The following is a 16,529-nucleotide window of genomic DNA, read 5'->3' on the forward strand; positions in this document are numbered from 1 at the left end:
AATATACATTTTAATCTTTACAAATCATCAAATGAATATTTTATTTGTTGAATACTTTTTTAGCTTAAGGAAAAGTGTATATCGCTAAAGTTTTTCTTAGAAAATACTATTCATTAAAATATCCAAACCCTATTTTATTAATCTCCTTTACAACCTGAACCTTATCAATATAATTATTCAATGTCACTTTTGCAGACCGTTGATAACCTAATGACTCAATAAATCCAGTTTTAGTATGCAACTTTGTTAGAAATGTTTTTCGCAAATGCTTAATACTAAAATCATCAGATAGGTTTGCTTTCTTTCTAAAAAACGTGAATGAATGACTTAGTTGGGTCGCTAGTGTTTTTCGAGAAATATTAAAATCATCAGCAATCAAATACTTATCAGTTCCCATGTATTTTTTATAGTCCAATCTATTCAATACGTTCTCCAACTCTGCTGAAATTGGAATCAAGACTTTTTTAGGAGCCTTGGTGTTATTCCAATTATGCGCCCGTTCAAATTTTAAATCTGTTCCGACTAAATGTTGAATATTTCCATCATCATCTAACACAATATCTGAAAACTTCAAACTCATGGTTTCTTCTATTCTCATTCCAGTGTAGGCAACTAACTCAATAGCATCTCTAGTGTAAGGTCGATACTCATTCTTTCTGCGCCCATTAGGGTATATACATATAGAATCTTCGTTTGATATAGCATTCAATAATTTTTTAAAATAATCATCCTTAATGCTTGTTGGGTTCATGCTTTCATATTTCAATTTTACTTTTCCAAAGAAGTTAGGAATATTGAAGCCTTTCTGATTAATTAAAAAATTATTAAAACTTTTTAGGGATTTAGTATTATGATTATAAGTAGTTGCCATCTTGCAAGTCAAATCTAAATGGTCATAATATTTTCCTATAATTACATCATTTAAGTCATAGATTTTAAATCTGTTGAGGTCAAATTTATTATCTTCAAGAAACCTACTAAACTTCATAAGATTGCTAAGAGTGTTTTTAATATGACTACTTGAGCGAGGTCTTTTTTGATGGTTTGGAACATCTACGTTTTCTAGCCAATCACCAAACATCATAATACAATCTTTCAGCAATTCATGCTTAACCTCAACTTTTGGGATCTCAGCAATCAACCGAATTGGATTAGCCAATTCATGTTTAAAATCCAGCAACTCTCTAATTGCTTCATCGTATTCCACAGACTTTAAATCTCTCGTTTTACGACCTCCATTTTGCTTTAGTATTGCTTTGTACTTCTGCCTGTCAATTGGATGATTACAGCCTTTGTATGTCTCCTGTGAGACTTCAATGAGTTTGTTGCACTTCTTGCATACGATATGCAAACCAGTAAATTTTTTATATTTCAGTATTTTCATGATTTATAATTTAAGTTTAATGCGAGTGTACTTTATTTAAGTGACCCGCCAAATAATTTTGATGACAATTTGCCTTTTGGTACATAACTCATTTTCACAACTTTCTTTGATTGAGGCGAATCCAATATTTTGTGCAATTCATTTTTATTGTAAGCATGGTAATAATCCTCCCAATTATCGTCATACTTCAACTTCAAATCATTTATTAAAAGCTTATCAAATACTAAATCAAAATCATTTAGGAAAGCAAATTCGCCTGATGAATCTTTATGGATTTTTAAATGGTTTTTCTTGCACCATTTCTTTGCAGTTCTAATATCTTTTCGATTTATTAGTTTAGGTATCTCCTTTAAGTACATTCTATTTATATAAAACATTTAGGTTATTTTTAAATTTAGAAATAGAAATTTTGACTCAATTAGGTGAGTTTAAAAAATTTCGTTCTTTTTTCTTTAGAATTTGCTGTTTTCGGAATCGAAAACAAATTGATTTTAACTTAGAGAATGGTGCACCTAATTCTCTAAAAGTTTACAGTCTTAGTGACTATTGATTAAGCAACTACTCTAAACTTCATTCGAAATAAATTATCGTAGTCTTCTGAGGTCATGTCCATTATTAATGACTCAAATCTTGTATTAGTGCTTATATAAACTCTCATTGCGATGGTGCCATCTTGATTTGGATGAACCATGCAAAGCTGAACATTATACGCAAAATGCGGAATATCACTGAGGATTCCATCATTTACTAAGCCATCAATATCAAAAGTTCTATTAAAATTTGCTTTAATTGAGTTTTTATTAATAATTCTTAATTCTTCGACAGTTGCACTTTTTAATTTTTTCATTTTTGTTTTCATTTTTCTTATATTTAATTTTATTGTTTAGTTTTTTTAATGCAATCTTTTTTTATCAAAGTGTACCACCCACCGAAAAATAAAAACTTTAATGTATCTGGAGAGCAATAACTTATCTCGCCATCTTCAAATACTAAAGCATTTCCTTTGCCATCGTAATTAAATTCAATAATTTCAATCTTTTTAAAACCCAAATAATTGTGACATTCTTCGTAATCTGGGAGTTGCTTTTTTTCTAGTTTAAAAACTAATTTGTTATTTTTTTCCATATTTTTATACTGTTACCTATACCCAGCAAGGTTTTTAAATGTTATCATTAAATTTTGGAAATTCTCTAATCCATAAATCTTGAGGGATTTCTAATTTTTTATCAATCTGTTTGAAGAAAAACGGAACGCCTTTTTCTTTACAGTTATTCCTAATCAATCTACCCCAGTCCGTATCGAATGGTCGTCTATGATGTCCTGACTCTCCACCTTGTATAATCCAGTGAACCATGTCCAATAAAACTTTATCTGTTCCGTCATTAGCTTTTGCCATCAAATCAACTTTCTCCAATTGAGGTTCAACACTAAGAAATCTTAAACCATTAACTTCTGAAAGTTGAAGGATTAATTTGTTTGCTGTTTCTTGGCTTACTGGAGAAGTTCCAAACATTACATTTTTTGGAGGATTCTCTTTCCAACTCTCAGGAATATACTTATTGATATTTGAAGGTCTTTTGGTTAGCATTAAGAACATTAGATTTGGAGAATTTGGAACAACTTCATTAAAGAATTTGTCTCTCAATTGACCCGTATTCCAGAACTCACTTTCTTCTTCTGAATATGGATTTCCTTTATGGTCCACTAATGGCATTGGTTTTTCGAAGATGTCCATCATCGAGCCAACAAAGACTCTACGAGTTGTTCTTTGATTTTTTGCTTCCTTCTGAAATCTTGAAAGTTCAGACCATACATTTTTAATCATTCTTCTTGGTTTATCATTGCCCCAGATATCATTACCAACTCTTTTTGCGAAGTTTAATGCGTAACAGTTGTCACAGCCAGCGTGTACTTTTGTACATCTCCACCATAGGTTTGCCGTGTGATGCGTCCATTCAATTTTGCTATTTTCAGCCATATTATTTAATTTTTAATTGTTGTTTGTATTTCAATAGGACACAAGAAGTCCTGAACCCAATTGCTGGGTAAAAAAGTTTTTGATAAAATTGTTTTAGGATTTCTTTTCGGAATTGAAATGAAAAGTAAGTGAAAAGGGAATTTATAATTTTTTTAAATCATTGAATCAATAATTTCATCCATAATATCTTGCCTGTCTTCATATTTTAGAATATTTTCTAAGAACAAGACATTTATATCATCAGCCATTTTTACTAAATCATCTGGCAAATCATCACATTCAATATCATTATGAAAAGAAAATGAGCCTGCTCCTTCAAATGCAATGTCATACAAAATGACATCGTTATATTCAATTTCATTATCTTCACAAATAAATATTATTTCTTCTAACATACTTTTAATTTCATTTTTAAAATTTTCCATAGTTTTTAATTTTTTAAGGTTGAGTTATGGCAGTTTTCTTGCTGTCCATATTTAAATAGATTTTTTTTGATTTAATAAATTGTTTGATTATTTGCTTTCCAGAACGGAAAGAGAAATTAGATTATATCTTTTGTCAAAGCTTGGTAACTATTATAACTTTATACTGCATCTCTAAGCAATTTTCCTCCTCGCCCTTGTTGCATCTTTGAGTTGTAGTTTTCCTTAAGTAATTCATCAAATTGTTTCTTTGTTAGAACACCCATTCCAGATTGCAACAAATCGTGATTAACATTCGATTCCATATACAATGAAAATATTTTTTTGTTTTTTCCTATGTTTGATTTGCTTGTCTTCTTAAGTTTGGCATATTCTAGACCAGTTAAGAACAGTAGCTTTGCATAAGAACCATTTAAACTTGGAATTACTACACTAATTACTTGGAAATCATTTACTGTTGTTGTCATTGAATTTTTCATAGTTTTAAATTTTTAAGGTTGAGTTATGGCAGTTTTCTTCCTGTCCATATTTAAATAGATTTTTTTTGATTTAATAAACTGTTTGATTTTTTTGCTTTCTAGAAGTAGAAAGTCTTGTGAAGTAATTCAATCTGTCTCCCGACTAGTTGAATTTTTGTTTCATTAATTGAAATCAAATTTGTGAATATTTTTATGTCATTTGTGTCATTTTATTTTAGGCAAGCTACGCCATTAAACATTGTTTGTGCTTTGATAATTGATAATTTAGATTGTGGTTTTAGAGGGCTATGGTCTCATAAGTCCATTTAGGGTCATAGCAGTCGTATATTTCATTTACTTTATAACCTGAACTCGATTAATAAAATACAGCCAATTGGTTAGTTTTAATCGTTTCGTATTTCAAAGAAGGTTTTTTAGGCAGAAAATTATAAGCAATTATTCCAGCGATAAGATTTGACAAAAAGTTGGTAAATGAACGATGTCTAGAATGTTCAACTTGGCAAATATTTTTAAGTTCATCGTTAACCGTTTCTATTATTGAACGTTTACGGAGTAAAATTTTATCACTCATTTCCATCAAACTATTTTTCATATTATTTCGAATACTTGTAATTAATTGGATTCCATCAACAAATAATAATTGAGAGAGTTTCTCGCTTATATATCCTTTATCACCAAATAGTTTTCCGAAAATAGCATTCAAAAAGCCCTCATTTTTCAGTGGCTCTCTATCATCTACGTTGGCTTGAGTTACAGCAAAACTTAACAATTCTCCTTTGTCATTAATGATGATGTGGAGTTTAAACCCATGAAACCAGCCCATTGTAGATTTCCCTGTAGTGGCAATACCTTTAAAAACTTTGTTTCTACTGATTCGTTTGTTTTTACAAACTCTAATTGGTGTTGAGTCTACAAACGAAATGCCTGTGCAATTGCCTAAGCAACAGGTTTTGGCAAAAATTGTCATTGGCAAAAGAACACTTTGCATTAGTTCTAAAAAGCGATTATAAGAAACTGTATTAGGAAATTCATTTTGCATATGCTTTTGGACATAAAAAATGTAATAATGCTTGAAACAGCGAAAACCACTCAAATGAAAAAGTAAATAAATTGTAATTACTTCTGATTTTGACATAATCGAAGGACGTTTGGAAGGTTTTCCTAGCAGAAAAGACTGTGTGGTTTTATCAAAATCTTTGCAAAATTCATCAACAATAGAAAAAATATCTGTAATTTTATCAAAACAAATCATAAGGTAGAGTTTAGTTAAATATTTAATTGTCAGAAATTTAAATATACTAAATTTTACCTTTTTCTACAAAATTTTCAACCAAAATTATTAATCGAGTTCAGGTTTATAAGTAGTGAGCTTTTCAGGTATCATAAGAAACGCTCTGGTCATTTTATCGGAATTATGACCGTAATGTTTTCTAAGCACGCCCAGAGCTGCATTTTGATAATGCCATTTATCCCAAACACTCAACCCGAAGACCCGCCTCATAGTATCTGTTTCTAATGGGTAAGGCATTCCAACAATAGAGACATATTTCTTTTGTATTCTCCTGAGTTCTCGGTTGAGGTTTCTGGTATTGAATGGTTCTTTTGTCACATGATTAACAAAAGGGCTTGAATCTAATAGTGGATTATCAGTCTTTTGATATATATATTCAATAAAGCCTTTCAGAAAAAGTGTAACTGGCCTAGGTTCACTAATTCCAGTTCTGATTTCGCTCAGGCATTTTCCATTCTCATCGACAAAGTTTTCCCATTTCATGTCTAATAGCATTCCGATTTTGTATCCTAATGTACTCCCAATCATTAGCATAAAACCATATCCATACTGTTCATCTTTAACAAGATGTTGCACCAGCCTAACGATGTCATGGATATTGAAATGTTTCTTGTAATCTTTTTTCATTTTGTATTTATTTTCTTTTACAAATGTACTACGAATCAAGGAGTTTCACAAGTTTTACAGACGCCTTAGGTGTGCGGTAAATGAGTAAAAAACTCATTTTACACGTTATTATTAGGTAAAAAAGTATAAATATTTTCTATAATTTTTATCCTTTTTAAGATTTTGAAGTTTCCAAAGACCAATTCCTGACGAATTTGAAGCGGGTTTTCCGCATAGAACCACACATATCCTGTGTCATTTTTCCTGTCAATACGATTAAGACCTTCCAATTCCAGAACATTATTATAGGTATCATTAAAGGAATGAAAATCGTTTACATCTTTAAAGGTACCGTACCAGCGCATGCGTAAATCATACCTTATTAGTGGCTTACCTTCATTAAGAGCCTCGGCAAATTCATATAGGTTTATGTTTTTCAAAATAGTTGACAGCGGATAATCATCTGGGACTTCGTAGATTTCATTCTCGAATAACTTTTCCATTTTTATCTTCTTGAAGTCTCCATTTTCCAAGAGCTTACAGAATAAAACGTGGTCTTCTATTTCGAAAACTTCAAATTGAGTAGTATCCTTTTTAATAATTTCAAGTACATTTTTATAACTAATTGATAATGTGCTTAAAGTTGCACCGCCTGTGACCGCACCAGTCTGTTTGTGAACCACTATAAAAGTGTGCCTATTCTCTAAATGATAGTAAAATTTCTCAATATCAATGTACCTGCTAATTTGAAACAGTGCTGAACTGCTGGGTAGCTGTAATTTGGCAGGATTCTCATCTGAACCTAAAATGTGCTTCATCGCCTCAGAACCTAGCTTTTTTTCAAGGAAAGCAGAGCTTTCCTTTAATTCTATAGCAAGCTCCTCAGAACCAAAATGCTCGATATTGAACCATCTGTCTTTGAAATACGCCAAAAACTCCTCTCTGTTTTTCTTCGATAAGTCAAGTTTTTGAAATTCCTCCTCGTTGGGAGCAGTAAATCCATTGCTGATAAAAATTGCTCTTAGTTTTGGCTCTACCAGTTTGTAGTATTCCAGTCGTTCCTTTTTATTCATCTTTTTAAATTAAGATTGAATGTAAAAATATAGTATTTGGAAAAAGCGAATAGAAATTATTTGTTTAATTGTAGTTAGTGTAAATAATATATTAGAGGATTGATTTATTTAAAAGTTCTATATACTTCTTTTAAATCTATACTATAAGGAATTGTAAGTATTAGTTAAAATCAAGCAATTCACTCATGGTTACTTCGAGTCCTTTACATATTTCGAGAAGATAGAGATATGTAGGATTAAATTCTCCAGCTTCGACTTTGTGGATGGATTGCTGGTCTTTAAATATAAGTGCACCAAGTTTAGCTTGTGATAAACCACGAGCCGTTCTTAATTGCTTAATCCGCAATCCCAAACGCTTCAATTCACTTGTGTTATCCATAGCTTCCATATGAAGCCAATTTGAGAATAATGCTTAATTTTATTAACATACTATAGTATGTTAATTGAAATATAATTATGTTTGTTGAAATTTTAAATCTAACAAGGAAAGACTTAATAAATATGAACAGTACAGATAATAAATTTAGTTTTAGCACAGGAGTTAATATAACATTTCTCAATGATTCATTGAATGTAAATAGTACCAATTATAATAGTAGTATAAGCTATGATAATTTAGACAATTATACTTATGAAAATGTTACTAAGCCTAGAGTTACTCCTTTTGCTTTAGCTGTTAGGACTCTTGTTTTGGGATGGGCTATTGCTTTTACAATCACAATACCAATAAAAGACGAATGGGGTGGCATATTTTTTACAGCAAGTTCATCAGACATTTTCTTAGCATGGTCGTCAATAATAATATTTGTTTGTTCTTTTTTGATTTCAGGTTTAATATTTTGGGGATATGTATTTTCTGCGGCTATTCAGACAACTTTTTTAAGTAGATTAATCAATAATCATTTTTCAGACCATGGAATATTGGTAACAATAGGAAATAAAAGTGGAAATAATATTGAGTTTTATGCACTTGATAACGAAGTTTCAAAAATTACCGAAGTTGAAAAGGAAATTTTAAATAGAAGAAAATCAATTACAGATGGCGCATCCCAAAATACATCATATTCTGATTTAAAAAAATTGAAGCAATTGCATGAAGAAGGTATCATTACTGAGCAGGAATTTGATTTGAAGAAAAAACAAATTTTAGGATTGTAAATAATGAAAAAACTAATTTTCATTCATGTTGCAGTTCCATTAATATTAGGAGGGCTAATTTATATTTCTTTTCGCAGTCTATCTTTAAGAATGTTTAATTGGTTTGAATGGAGTAAAATAGATTTCTTAACAACATTAATCCGTACCACAATACACCCATCAAAAAGCCATTTTCCTTCTTGGTTCTACTTTTCTTTACCTGATGCACTTTGGGTTTATTCATTTTCATCAGCATTATTAATTTTATGGAAAGACCAATTTAAAAAAGGAAAATATTGGTTATTTATCCCTCTAATTTTAGGGTCAATTGTTGAAGTTGCACAAGGGTTAAAATTATTCCCTGGCACATTTGACATATTAGACTTAATTTTTACAATCCTTGCTTTATGTTTAAGTGTAATAATAATTAACTATAAATTCAATCAAAATGAGAAACAAGAATTTTCACTTTAAAACAATTACTTCAGTTTTACTAACAGGTTTTTTTGTGTTTTTAGCTTTTGCCAGCGGTGAAGATAAAAATGAGAAAACAGAAGCAAAAACCAATTTTTCTGATTGTTCAGAGGTTATTTCATATGTAAAATATAGAGGTTATCAATCTTTAGTAGAAGAATGGGGAGAAGGTCAAGTTGGGCGCAGTAGTCTTGACAATGATGGAAATTTTGAAATTGATGTAAAATGGGATAAAGTTAAAGTAAATGGAAGAACAGTGGAATTTACTTTTACCCGAGGTGAATATAATAGTCCATCGACTTTTGTATCTGCATACTGTGGAAATTAACAATCATTATTAAAAGTTAAGGCTTCGATTATGTAATCGAAGCCTTTTTAAATCTAATAGAAATCGATTCAAATCATATTCCTGTTTCTCATAACTTTTTTAACTTTTATTATTGTAGTACTTGATGCCCCTGTAATTTCTGTAATCTCTCTTACAGTTAATCCTTTCTGTAATTTCTTTTGTACGGTCTGGTGTCGTTCCAATAGTTTTTCATCACTTTGTACAGCCCCAATTTTTCTACCAGCGAATTTTCCAAGAGCCTGAGCAATTTTTATACCTTCCATAGAACGGGTTTTTATCTGATTTCTAGACATCTCTCCAATACTACCCATTACGGAAATCACAAGATTAGCCATTGGGTTTTCTTCACCATTATCCAAGAATGTTGAAAATCCTTCTTTAAGTGATTTCAAATTGATGTGGTTTTTTTTAAAGACAGATATTGTATTTAAAATATCCAATAAATTTCTGCCCAAGCGGTCCGTTGAATCGACTACTACAGTACATCTTTCAGATTGATTTGTGATTTCATCAAACATTTTAACTGCTTCAGGTCTTTCCATAAACGGAACATTTCCTTGAATCCTTTCGACAAACAATCTGGAGGGGTCAAATCCTTCATGCGATTTAAACGATTCAATTTGTCTAGCAGAATTTTGAAGGACAGTTGAGGTACGAGAATAAAAGTAGTATTTCATAATATTAAGGTATTTAGGTTGAATTTTGTTTTAGTTTTAGAGTCCAAATTATTTTAAAACATTCTAATCGGTTTTGTTGGGTTTCAGCTTTCAACTTCCGCTTTAGAAAAGAACCATAGTGTAAATCTAAAATTGACAGTCCAAAAAAATAGTTTGTCTTTATAATCTGACTTTTTTTTAGTTTTATAGCAAAACTTTAAACGGATGTTTGGAATCCGCTGTACTCCACGAGTGTAAGAGGAATTTTCTTCCTGCGCCAGCTTTTTATGTTTTATTTTTGACAATAAAGAAAATTCAAATTTCTAGGGTGAATTATTTAAAATAATTAATTCTCTTTACATCTAGGATATAGCTAAAATAAGTACATAGCTATATATCAACTTAAAAGATTCATCGATTTTCAAGTATCTTTGAGATGAATAAAGTTTTATAAAATCCTACACTTATAAATTGGTTCTAAATGAAAAGGTTTAGATTATATCAATTTTAACTATATTCACTTAATTATAAATATTTAAAGCCTGACAGTACTACCAATATGACAGTTAAAGAAATTTTTAAAGAGTTATTTGTTTATTCTGTTACAAAAAACAATCCTGTATGGGAATTAAATTGTGATTGGAATGAAGATAGTTTATTAGCAGAAATTGAGCACTTAATGCAAATTGAGTTTATTGGAATTGTTGAGCATTATAAGCTATCAGAAAAAATCAATGCAATAACACATGCTGTTTTTGATGAAATAATAGATTTGAGGAGAAGATGTGATATACCCGAATACGAGGAGAAATTAGCCTATTTACAATTAAATTGGGGAGTTTGTGCATCTACTAGATTTAATTGTCAAGGTGAATTTTTATATTGCTATGGGATTTTTAATAAATCTCTTTTCGAAACAGTACCAGAAAATGGAGAGCAGCAATATTTTGATACTCTTTTTTTGTATAGGTACATGTTTTCACAAAGTGAGTACTTACGAAATAGTATTGATTTAATTGACGAATGGTTGCATCAACTTTTTTATTATTCAAAGTCTTTTTCTGGCTTATCGGAATGGTGTAATCTTTTTTATGATGCATTGGTAAACAGACTAATTGTTAACCCTTTTATTCCTAAATATTATACTGGTTTTTTATCAACCCTTTTATCTTGGGGAGAGCTTTATGAAAAACATGATTCCGTTAAAAAGATTAAAGAATTTATTCAATTAACCTACGATGGAAATAATTGGACTTCTGATGTAGAAAAAAACAAAGTTAAAGCAGAATTTGGATTATCTCTATTAATGTTCAAAAATTATCATACCATTGAGCAAAAAGAATTAATCTATTCAGACTTGAAAAATTCTGGTTTATTACATAGTCTAAATATGATGCAAGCAGCAATAGCTATTTCTTGTGATATTTTAATTTTGGATAAAAATTCACAAGAATTAATCGATGCCATTTCTGCATATAATAATGATGTGTCTCTTCATAATGTAAAAGAAATTGAATTGACATATAATAGAGCTAGAATTTTTAAAAATTTATTAAACACTCCAATACAAATAGCAGTTACAAATGGGCGAAGTGATTATATCGAAAATATTTTAACTAACTATTATAATATAATTCTTCCAAGTAGTTCCAATGAAATCATATTTATATCACCAAATCAACCTGAAGGAGTAACATATTGTTTTAACAATACAACATCAATTGTGCCAAATGATATTAAAACCTTATTAGTCGAACTTGTAGATTTAGAGAATGAAATATTTAATACAGTTAGATTATTAAAAGGTAAAACTAATCAAAAGTTAGTAGTACCTAATAAAACAATAGGCCAGCCAACAAAACTAAAAGCTAAAATCTTTAAAAGTAAACTTCTTAATTATTATCGATTTGACTTAATTAATTTTAAAGAACTTACTTCTAAATATTCCATATGTCAATTTGACTTAAATTCATTTCCAATTCAACCTTTAATGCTTGAACAAACAGGTTTAACCTTTCCATTAAACTTGAGTTTAACAGAAAAATATTCTTTCTCAAAAGTTGAAAGAGTGCTTTATTGGCAAGGAAATAGTATGACTTCTGAAATTGAAACTAATGCTATTAAAGAAGTTTTCAGCTACTCTAACATTGAACTTATCATTCTTAATTCAAACGATTATACTAAGGAAGAATTACTAATAAAATGTAATAGTGAAATTTTTGATGTAATTTGGATATCATCTCATGGACATCACGAGCACTATGAAACAAATAAATCTCACATAGTATTATCTGACACTGAAAGCATAAATATAAGAGAATTCAATTCATTAAGAAATAGAAACGAAAATAGAAGACTTATATTTTTAAATATTTGTGAAGGTGGAGTTCATTCTCAAAATGGAGAATTCAAAAACATAGGTTTTCCAAATTTACTAGTTGACTATAATCAAGATGTATTATCTCATCTTTGGATGGTAGATTGGAGAATTTCATCCGTTTACGGTACATTGATAGGAATTGGATTAGCAAAGTATTCATATAATTTCTTTGAATCTTACCAATTTTCATTAAACCTTTTATTAGAAGGTAAAGATTCAGTATTAAAAGAATTAAAAGCTCATGAATATAATCTTGAGGAATTAATTTCCAGGATTGAAAATGATGAAAGTACAGATTGGTATAATTTAGTCAATAATTACAGCCCTGTCTATCACATTTAAATATTTAATTAAAAAAACATTAATTGAATATTAAAAAAAAGAACCATAATTAGAGGAATTACCTTAAAAATAGATAACCAATTTTCAACTTATATCGTGACAAATATCGGCACACCGAAGACTCTGTTCCAAAAAAATGATACTTTTTATTAGTAAGTAAAATTTATTTTCCTTCAATCCAATCTATAACTGGAACCAACATGTCGCAATAAGCTCCTTCGAACGTTTTTACAATTTTACGTTTTTTATTTACGAACGTAATTGTATAATCATCAACCCATCTAAGCTGAACCTTAACCCAACCTTTATGGGTTAGTCCGTTTACCTGAAATTCCAATCCACCTTGAAATTCTTTAGTTTCTGAGATAGCTGCGAAATTGGTTGCTCCCCAAGCCCATAATGCAGAACGGTCCCCGCATTTGATTTGTTCCAAAATTGTTCTAGCGATTTCCATTGTATTTGTTGAGGTTTCCATATCTATTGTTTTGTTGTACACTGCGAGTGTACAAGGAATTTACTTGCTGCGCCAGGGATAATTAAAATATTTTATTTTTTTTTAACGTGTTAGCCCTCGTGAATAAAGAGATTTTTAAAATAGTTAAAGATTAAACCTCTTTTTTTTAGTCTTTTTTGACATGGGGAAATATTTATCTAAAAAGAGATAAATATTATGAATCAAACCCAAATCAACCAAGACGGAATAAATGTCTTATCATTATTCGATGGCATCTCATGTGCCAAATTAGCTTTAGAGAAAGCTGGAATCAAAATCAATAAATATTACAGTAGCGAAATATGTCCTCATGCTCTTGCGATTCAGGACCATCATTATTCTGGTGACACCAATTTTATCCAATTGGGTGATGTTTGCAAGATTGAAGGAATAGACTTAGCAAGTGAAATAGACCTAGTAGTTTTTGGAAGTCCATGTACGAATCTATCTAGCATTAATCCAGTTGATAGAAGAGGGCTTGAAGGAACTGAATCTAAATTGTTTTATGAAGCAAAAAGAATCATTCGTGACATCTATTTATTTGCACCAACTAAAAAGAAAGTATATTTCCTCATGGAGAATGTTGCAAGTATGACTGCAAAGGACCGAGACATAATTACTAATGAACTTTCAGAAATATTCTATGATGTGAAATTAGTGAAGATAAATTCAGCAGATATTGCACCAGCCAATAGAAGAAGACTTTACTGGACCAACATTCCTAATGTAGGAGTTCCTGAACCAAAACTAATAAAGTACCAAGACATTGTAGTCAATGGATATGTTGACAAAGAAAAGGCTAACGTATTATTAGGCAGCAATTGCACCCTAACCAACGGAATTTTTAGATACTATAAAATGAATATTGGAAACCTTATATATAAGGACAGAAAATTTGCAGACCAACCAACTGAACAAAAATTACTTGAATATCCATTTATACTTCACAAATCAGGATACATAGGAAAATCTCGTTCAGGCTTTGATGAATATGATTTCCCAAACGGATGCTATCGTTTACCTAGTGTATTAGAATCCGAAAGGCTTATGACCATTCCTGATGGATATGTTTCAGATGTACTAAGAGTATCCAAGACCAACAAGCTAAAGGCAATTGGATTGGCAATGACTGTTGATGTTATTGCTCATTTGGTTTCACCATTAAAGAAAATTTAAAAAAACATTGTTTTTAGATGATTTCCCTATTGACTATTCCAATAGAAAGAAGTATCGTTGATAATATTGCTTTAACAGGCAATTACTGGGTCCAGATAGAGTAAGCTCCTATCTGGGTTCTGCCCCAGTTAAAAGAAGCAGAATCCAAAAATAACATAAAAGCAGAATAATTATGAAACCATGCTACAAAACCAATCCCTATTATCAAATTTATATTTTTTTGATAATAACTTCCAATTACATGATAACTTTACTTATGAGTCACTACTAGGGAAATTTCAATCATCTAATCAATCAACTTACCTACTCATTAATGATGTTTATAAAAACACATTACCAAAAGAGAAAGAAATACTAGATATACCAAGGGTTACAACCTATAATGACGACAATATCACTACTGATATTTCTGCTCAATTATCGCTATTCGCAATCAATAATAATAGAATAAAGATACCAAGCAAAGTGGAACACGTAATACGAAAATACATATCGAGAAAGCTATTAAAAGAAATCCATAAAGATGTTGAGGTGTCTATTGAACTGTGTTTGTTATTTTGTTCCCAATTAAATTCCACTTATTTTGATATTAAAAACGGAAAACAACCTGAAGGATGGAAATCACTACGAGCCGAATATCTACGTGAGTTTTTAAGCCTAAGTCCCCTGACCTATAAAAAAGTAATCAAAGCACTAGAACAACCCTTGAAAAGAGGGGCAATTCTGGAATGTGACTATAAGCCTATCATTGGTGAAAAGAATCATTTTTATCGCTTGACAGAGCCTTATTTAGGCAAAGGGATAGTGAGTTGTGATTTAAAAACAAAAGAGGCTATAGGCCTTCTAAATAAGCACTATTACAGGGTTTTAGGTGAAGCCAAAAAGAATCCAATTTGTGAGAATCTAATCCGCTTCTATCAGGACATTAGCCTTCCAACTATAGACCAAATTGAAAAAGAAGCTGAAAGGTTAATTGCTTCAGGATACGTTACGAAGAAAGGCAAGAAACTAAGAAAGCTGAATGGACACGCTAGGACATACTATAAAAATCATAAAGAACTATCATTTGTTGAAGATGCTATTGAGATATTTGAATATTTAACTGATAATGGTCTTTTGATTCCTACAGTTGGTGGTGAGGCTAGCGGTGGTCGTGTGGTTGATTCCTTTACACTTATGCCAAGTTGGATAAGAAATCTGGTTGTAGTTAATGGGAATATTCATGTTGAAAGTGATTATAGTTGTCTGCATCCAAATATAGCCATTACATTGTACGACGGGTCCACATCCAATTTAACACATTATGATTTAGGTTCAGAGTTAAATATTGATATAAATACGGTAAAAGTAGAACATTTGTCATTTTTCAATAAACAGGTTTGGCAAATGCAACAATCTCCTCTTTACCCATATTACCAACAAAATGAGCCGATAATGCTTCAGAAAGTTATTGCGGAGAAATACAATAGCCCATTCAAACACAAAATTACTTCACGAAGGTTATTTGCCAAAGAAGTTGAGGTAATGACAGCTGTTATTCAGCAACTAAATAAAGAAGGGATATTCGTTGGATATGTATATGATGCTTTGTTTTTTCATCCAGATTATGCAAAGAGAGTAAAAGAGGTTATGGATGCCGTAATTCAGCAATATGGAATTAAGACAATAGCCAAATTGTCTAATGAAGAAAAACAGAATCTCGATATGGAAGCTCTTACAAAAACCAAAGTTGTTTTGAACGCAATCAAAAAAACACAAGTACCTACAGTTGAAACGGTTTCTGTTTTGGAAGTGAATGTAGAAGCTTTGAATTTTAGCGATAGAATCAAGTCAATGCTACAGGAAAAAATCACTAATGGCGAGCAATTGAATTTCGTGGATGCCACCATTGTATTTGGAAAAAATGATACAATAAAAGACAAAGTTCTTATGATTCAAGACAGGTTAAATCCAAAAGCTAACTATGTTATTCAAAGCCATGTTTTGGGTTCAGCATAAACTAATAATTAGGGGGCCGGCAGGCCCCTTCCCCCGTTATTAATTCATTTTTTTCAATATCAAGATAACCGTTACTCGCCTCAATAGTACGGTATTTTTCGAATATCGATATATACCCCTATCGATATTCAAAAAAAATATCACGGGAAATTTTGGTTCTATTTTTACCTTAATCAGTTGTTTATCCGTACCTATTGGGCTTAGACGCTCCTGTATTTGCTCTATTGAATTATTTCATAAATACTAATAAAAGCTATCAATTCATTATGTAGTGTGAGCGCATAGCCTCAT

Annotated in this window: 19 protein-coding genes; 6 read left to right on the forward strand and 13 right to left on the reverse strand. The window is 30.7% G+C overall.

Going from position 1 to position 16,529, the window contains the following annotated elements; genetic code table 11:
* Nucleotides 1-106: 106 nt before the first annotated feature.
* The 11 genes from OZP07_RS01485 to OZP07_RS01535 form a co-directional block, all read right to left on the reverse strand.
* Complete coding sequence (locus tag OZP07_RS01485; RefSeq protein WP_281637026.1) at nt 107-1,384, reverse strand: tyrosine-type recombinase/integrase; 1,278 nt, start codon at nt 1,382-1,384, stop codon at nt 107-109.
* Between the two features lie 32 nt (nt 1,385-1,416).
* Nucleotides 1,417-1,761: a hypothetical protein gene (locus OZP07_RS01490; RefSeq protein ID WP_281637027.1), complete on the reverse strand. Its 345-nt coding sequence runs from the start codon at nt 1,759-1,761 to the stop codon at nt 1,417-1,419.
* 173 nt (nt 1,762-1,934) lie between these two features.
* Nucleotides 1,935-2,243 (reverse strand): hypothetical protein, encoded by a 309-nt coding sequence (locus OZP07_RS01495; protein WP_281637028.1) that lies wholly within the window; start codon nt 2,241-2,243, stop codon nt 1,935-1,937.
* Between the two features lie 17 nt (nt 2,244-2,260).
* Nucleotides 2,261-2,509, reverse strand: a complete 249-nt coding sequence (locus OZP07_RS01500; RefSeq protein ID WP_281637029.1) for a hypothetical protein — start codon at nt 2,507-2,509, stop codon at nt 2,261-2,263.
* Nucleotides 2,510-2,543: 34 nt separating this feature from the next.
* A complete protein-coding gene (locus OZP07_RS01505; RefSeq protein WP_281637030.1) occupies nt 2,544-3,362 on the reverse strand; it encodes a DUF5131 family protein in 819 nt (272 codons plus the stop codon).
* Nucleotides 3,363-3,514: 152 nt separating this feature from the next.
* Nucleotides 3,515-3,787 carry a hypothetical protein gene (locus tag OZP07_RS01510; protein WP_281637031.1) on the reverse strand — a complete coding sequence of 91 codons (273 nt, stop codon included), beginning with the start codon at nt 3,785-3,787 and terminating at the stop codon, nt 3,515-3,517.
* A 158-nt stretch (nt 3,788-3,945) separates the two neighbouring features.
* Complete coding sequence (locus OZP07_RS01515; RefSeq protein WP_281637032.1) at nt 3,946-4,263, reverse strand: hypothetical protein; 318 nt, start codon at nt 4,261-4,263, stop codon at nt 3,946-3,948.
* A 355-nt stretch (nt 4,264-4,618) separates the two neighbouring features.
* Entirely contained in the window at nt 4,619-5,515 is an 897-nt protein-coding gene (locus tag OZP07_RS01520; RefSeq protein WP_281635207.1) for an IS982 family transposase, read from the reverse strand.
* Between the two features lie 87 nt (nt 5,516-5,602).
* Entirely contained in the window at nt 5,603-6,181 is a 579-nt protein-coding gene (locus OZP07_RS01525) for a site-specific integrase (protein WP_281637033.1), read from the reverse strand.
* A 98-nt stretch (nt 6,182-6,279) separates the two neighbouring features.
* A complete protein-coding gene (locus OZP07_RS01530; RefSeq protein WP_281637034.1) occupies nt 6,280-7,233 on the reverse strand; it encodes a hypothetical protein in 954 nt (317 codons plus the stop codon).
* Nucleotides 7,234-7,393: 160 nt separating this feature from the next.
* On the reverse strand, nt 7,394-7,621 hold the full coding sequence (locus tag OZP07_RS01535; RefSeq protein WP_281637035.1) for a helix-turn-helix domain-containing protein: 228 nt from the start codon (nt 7,619-7,621) through the stop codon (nt 7,394-7,396).
* A gap of 113 nt (nt 7,622-7,734) precedes the next feature.
* Here OZP07_RS01535 and OZP07_RS01540 point away from each other — a divergent pair, with 113 nt between their 5' ends.
* Genes OZP07_RS01540 through OZP07_RS01550 form a run of 3 tightly spaced genes read left to right on the forward strand, consistent with a single transcriptional unit; the run spans nt 7,735 to nt 9,172 of the window.
* Entirely contained in the window at nt 7,735-8,391 is a 657-nt protein-coding gene (locus OZP07_RS01540) for an SHOCT domain-containing protein (protein WP_281637036.1), read from the forward strand.
* Between the two features lie 3 nt (nt 8,392-8,394).
* Nucleotides 8,395-8,844: a hypothetical protein gene (locus OZP07_RS01545; RefSeq protein WP_281637037.1), complete on the forward strand. Its 450-nt coding sequence runs from the start codon at nt 8,395-8,397 to the stop codon at nt 8,842-8,844.
* On the forward strand, nt 8,819-9,172 hold the full coding sequence (locus tag OZP07_RS01550; protein WP_281637038.1) for a hypothetical protein: 354 nt from the start codon (nt 8,819-8,821) through the stop codon (nt 9,170-9,172). The genes OZP07_RS01545 and OZP07_RS01550 overlap by 26 nt, the downstream gene beginning before the upstream one ends.
* Nucleotides 9,173-9,240: 68 nt before the next feature.
* Here the strand turns inward: OZP07_RS01550 and OZP07_RS01555 are convergent, their stop codons facing one another.
* Nucleotides 9,241-9,870, reverse strand: a complete 630-nt coding sequence (locus OZP07_RS01555) for a recombinase family protein (RefSeq protein ID WP_281637039.1) — start codon at nt 9,868-9,870, stop codon at nt 9,241-9,243.
* Nucleotides 9,871-10,408: 538 nt separating this feature from the next.
* On the opposite strand from OZP07_RS01555, the gene OZP07_RS01560 reads away from it, so the two are divergent.
* Nucleotides 10,409-12,571 carry a CHAT domain-containing protein gene (locus OZP07_RS01560; protein ID WP_281637040.1) on the forward strand — a complete coding sequence of 721 codons (2,163 nt, stop codon included), beginning with the start codon at nt 10,409-10,411 and terminating at the stop codon, nt 12,569-12,571.
* Nucleotides 12,572-12,734: 163 nt separating this feature from the next.
* Here OZP07_RS01560 and OZP07_RS01565 read toward each other — a convergent pair whose 3' ends face one another.
* Nucleotides 12,735-13,046 carry a hypothetical protein gene (locus tag OZP07_RS01565; protein WP_281637041.1) on the reverse strand — a complete coding sequence of 104 codons (312 nt, stop codon included), beginning with the start codon at nt 13,044-13,046 and terminating at the stop codon, nt 12,735-12,737.
* 195 nt (nt 13,047-13,241) lie between these two features.
* Here OZP07_RS01565 and OZP07_RS01570 point away from each other — a divergent pair, with 195 nt between their 5' ends.
* Nucleotides 13,242-14,240, forward strand: a complete 999-nt coding sequence (locus tag OZP07_RS01570; protein ID WP_281637042.1) for a DNA cytosine methyltransferase — start codon at nt 13,242-13,244, stop codon at nt 14,238-14,240.
* Nucleotides 14,241-14,420: 180 nt separating this feature from the next.
* Nucleotides 14,421-16,238 (forward strand): hypothetical protein, encoded by a 1,818-nt coding sequence (locus OZP07_RS01575; RefSeq protein WP_281637043.1) that lies wholly within the window; start codon nt 14,421-14,423, stop codon nt 16,236-16,238.
* Nucleotides 16,239-16,529 lie beyond the last annotated feature (291 nt).

Origin of the sequence: Flavobacterium marginilacus (genome assembly GCF_026870155.1) — a bacterium.
GTDB lineage: Bacteria > Bacteroidota > Bacteroidia > Flavobacteriales > Flavobacteriaceae > Flavobacterium > Flavobacterium marginilacus.

Excerpts from the sequence above, each read along its gene's own strand:
- OZP07_RS01485 (WP_281637026.1), bottom strand. The coding sequence starts at position 1,384 with ATGAAAATACTGAAATATAAAAAATTTACTGGTTTGCATATCGTATGC.
- OZP07_RS01490 (WP_281637027.1), bottom strand. The coding sequence starts at position 1,761 with ATGTTTTATATAAATAGAATGTACTTAAAGGAGATACCTAAACTAATA.
- OZP07_RS01495 (WP_281637028.1), bottom strand. The coding sequence starts at position 2,243 with ATGAAAACAAAAATGAAAAAATTAAAAAGTGCAACTGTCGAAGAATTA.
- OZP07_RS01500 (WP_281637029.1), bottom strand. The coding sequence starts at position 2,509 with ATGGAAAAAAATAACAAATTAGTTTTTAAACTAGAAAAAAAGCAACTC.
- OZP07_RS01505 (WP_281637030.1), bottom strand. The coding sequence starts at position 3,362 with ATGGCTGAAAATAGCAAAATTGAATGGACGCATCACACGGCAAACCTA.
- OZP07_RS01510 (WP_281637031.1), bottom strand. The coding sequence starts at position 3,787 with ATGGAAAATTTTAAAAATGAAATTAAAAGTATGTTAGAAGAAATAATA.
- OZP07_RS01515 (WP_281637032.1), bottom strand. The coding sequence starts at position 4,263 with ATGAAAAATTCAATGACAACAACAGTAAATGATTTCCAAGTAATTAGT.
- OZP07_RS01520 (WP_281635207.1), bottom strand. The coding sequence starts at position 5,515 with ATGATTTGTTTTGATAAAATTACAGATATTTTTTCTATTGTTGATGAA.
- OZP07_RS01525 (WP_281637033.1), bottom strand. The coding sequence starts at position 6,181 with ATGAAAAAAGATTACAAGAAACATTTCAATATCCATGACATCGTTAGG.
- OZP07_RS01530 (WP_281637034.1), bottom strand. The coding sequence starts at position 7,233 with ATGAATAAAAAGGAACGACTGGAATACTACAAACTGGTAGAGCCAAAA.
- OZP07_RS01535 (WP_281637035.1), bottom strand. The coding sequence starts at position 7,621 with ATGGAAGCTATGGATAACACAAGTGAATTGAAGCGTTTGGGATTGCGG.
- OZP07_RS01540 (WP_281637036.1), top strand. The coding sequence starts at position 7,735 with ATGAACAGTACAGATAATAAATTTAGTTTTAGCACAGGAGTTAATATA.
- OZP07_RS01545 (WP_281637037.1), top strand. The coding sequence starts at position 8,395 with ATGAAAAAACTAATTTTCATTCATGTTGCAGTTCCATTAATATTAGGA.
- OZP07_RS01550 (WP_281637038.1), top strand. The coding sequence starts at position 8,819 with ATGAGAAACAAGAATTTTCACTTTAAAACAATTACTTCAGTTTTACTA.
- OZP07_RS01555 (WP_281637039.1), bottom strand. The coding sequence starts at position 9,870 with ATGAAATACTACTTTTATTCTCGTACCTCAACTGTCCTTCAAAATTCT.
- OZP07_RS01560 (WP_281637040.1), top strand. The coding sequence starts at position 10,409 with ATGACAGTTAAAGAAATTTTTAAAGAGTTATTTGTTTATTCTGTTACA.
- OZP07_RS01565 (WP_281637041.1), bottom strand. The coding sequence starts at position 13,046 with ATGGAAACCTCAACAAATACAATGGAAATCGCTAGAACAATTTTGGAA.
- OZP07_RS01570 (WP_281637042.1), top strand. The coding sequence starts at position 13,242 with ATGAATCAAACCCAAATCAACCAAGACGGAATAAATGTCTTATCATTA.
- OZP07_RS01575 (WP_281637043.1), top strand. The coding sequence starts at position 14,421 with ATGCTACAAAACCAATCCCTATTATCAAATTTATATTTTTTTGATAAT.